Annotated in this window: 3 protein-coding genes and 1 pseudogene; all 4 read left to right on the forward strand. The window is 66.7% G+C overall.

Features of this window, described 5'->3' with window-relative positions; genetic code table 11:
• Positions 1-1293, forward strand: a 1293-nt coding sequence (locus AC1VAN_RS19035) for a 1-acyl-sn-glycerol-3-phosphate acyltransferase (RefSeq protein ID WP_480986465.1), incomplete at its 5' end; no start/stop codon positions are given.
• A gap of 181 nt (positions 1294-1474) precedes the next feature.
• A complete protein-coding gene (locus tag AC1VAN_RS19040; protein WP_025874636.1) occupies positions 1475-1762 on the forward strand; it encodes a CD225/dispanin family protein in 288 nt (95 codons plus the stop codon).
• 33 nt (positions 1763-1795) lie between these two features.
• Positions 1796-2080, forward strand: a complete 285-nt coding sequence (locus AC1VAN_RS19045; protein ID WP_025874635.1) for a CD225/dispanin family protein — start codon at positions 1796-1798, stop codon at positions 2078-2080.
• Between the two features lie 43 nt (positions 2081-2123).
• Positions 2124-2290, forward strand: a pseudogene (locus AC1VAN_RS19050) (DUF2752 domain-containing protein); the annotation flags it as partial.

Genomic DNA, 2290 nt, shown 5'->3' on the forward strand with positions numbered 1-2290 from the left:
GTGGATGCCGGCGCCCCGGACCTGAAGATCAACTGGAACCCGATCCCCGAATCGCTGGCCGTGCTGCGCATGGCCAGGAAACAGAAGGCGGTACGCAACGCCATCCTCGGCGTGTCCTGGTTCTGGTTCGTCGGCACCATCCTGACCGCGCAGCTGCCGTCCTATGCGGTCACCAACCTCGGTGGCGAGCCCACCCTGTACATCTTCGCCCTGGCGCTGTTCTCGGTCGGCACCGGTGTCGGTTCGCTGCTGTGCGAAAAGCTGTCGGCGCGCACGGTGGAGATCGGCCTGGTGCCGCTGGGTGCGTTCGGCATGACCGCCTTCCTGCTGGACCTGTACTTCGCACGCGCCGGTGAGGCCACCGCGCAAGGCCTGTCGGTCACCCAGTTCGTGCACCAGGCCGGCAGCATCCGCATCATCATCGACCTGCTCGGCATCGGCCTGTTCACCGGCTTCTTCGTGGTGCCGCTGTTTGCTTTGATCCAGAGCCGCACGCCGAAATCGGAGATGTCGCGCGTATTCGCCGCGCTGAACATCCAGAACTCCGGCTTCATCGTCGCTGCGGCCGTACTCGGCCTGCTCACCCAGCGCCTGCTCGGCTGGACCATCCCGCAGCTGTTCCTGGCACTGGCCATCGCCAATGCCGTGGTGGCGATCTACATCTTCACCATCGTCCCCGAATTCCTGATGCGCTTCCTCAGCTGGGTGATGGTGCGCACGCTGTACCGGCTGCGCCCGCACGGCATCGAAGCGAACGTGCCCGATGAGGGCGCCGCGCTGCTGGTCTGCAACCACGTCAGCTACATGGACGCGCTGATCCTGTCGGCGACGATCCCGCGCCCGGTGCGCTTCGTCATGTACTACAAGATCTTCAAYATCCCGGTCATGCGCTGGATCTTCCGCACCGCCAAGGCGATTCCGATCGCCGGTGCGCGCGAAGACCCGGCCCTGATGCAGCGCGCGTTCGATGAAGTCGACGCCGCACTCGCCGAGGGCGAGCTGGTATGCATCTTCCCGGAAGGCGCACTGACCCGCGACGGCACGATGGCAGCGTTCAAATCCGGCGTGGAGAAGATCCTCGAACGCCGTCCGGTACCGGTGGTGCCGATGGCCCTGCGCGGCATGTGGTCGAGCATGTGGAGCCGCCGCGATACCCGTCTGGGCCGCATGCGCGTGCCGCGCCGGTTCCGGGCGACAGTGGAGGTGGTCGCCGCCCCGGCGGTGGATGGCCATTCAACCGATGCCGCCGCCCTGGAAGCGCAGGTCCGCACCCTGCGCGGCGACCTCGCCTGACGCAATCGCCCCCATCCGGGGGCGATGACGGTACGCTGCCTACGCCACCGTCCAAGGGCGATACGAGGCCTGACGGGGCTGAAAACGCATACATGCGTCGTTGGTTGCGGTAGATTACGCACCCACAGGGGGGAGGTTCGGCCCGTTCACACGGCCGACCACCAAGGAATGGAGTCTTGCTTTGAATCAACCGCCACCGCTCAGCCGTCCGGTCTACATCCCCAACCATCTGGTCTGGGCGATCCTGACGACGCTGTTCTGCTGCCTGCCGTTGGGCGTGGTGTCGATCGTGTATGCCGCCCAGGTCGATGGTCGCAATGCGGCCGGTGACCTGCCGGGGGCCTATAGCGCGTCGCGCAAGGCGGGCTGGTGGGCGGTGGCTTCGGCCGCGGCCCTGCCGGTCCTGTTGCTGTTGTGGTTCGGGCTGTTCGGCGGCTTGGCCGCGCTGGGCGCTCTATCCGACCTTTGATTCACCACCACCACCCATCGAGGAGCTTGAACCATGAACACCACCACTGCGCAGGTCCCCAACAATCTGGTCTGGGCCATCCTGTCCACCCTGTTCTGCTGCCTGCCGGCCGGCATCGTGTCGATCGTCTACGCCGCGCAGGTCAACGGCAAGCTGGCTGCCGGCGACGTCGCCGGTGCCCGTGATTCGGCCGACAAGGCCAAGAAGTGGGCCATCTGGTCGGCCATCGCTGCCGTTGTGGTTGGCGTCCTGTACTTCATCATCATCATGGCCGTTGGCGGCCTGGGCGCCCTGAGCGGCGGCAACGGCAGCTACTGATGCCCGCGACGGGGTCCGGCCATGCGCCGGATCCCGCCCCCGCATGTCCGCACTTCCTGCTCGTTCCCGACTCACCCGCTGGGCTCCGCTGCTGGCCGCGTCCGGCCTGGCTGCGGGTGCCGCCGTGGTCCTGCGCCACGTCAATCCGTATGTCTCCGGCAATCCGCTGCCGGGCTGTCCGCTGTACGCACTGACCGGCTTCTACTGCCC

This window comes from Stenotrophomonas sp. 05L44_2 (assembly GCF_056665995.1).

What these genes read in the sequence shown, in the direction of transcription:
- AC1VAN_RS19045 (WP_025874635.1), top strand. Translation starts at nt 1,796, where the DNA reads ATGAACACCACCACTGCGCAGGTCCCCAACAATCTGGTCTGGGCCATC.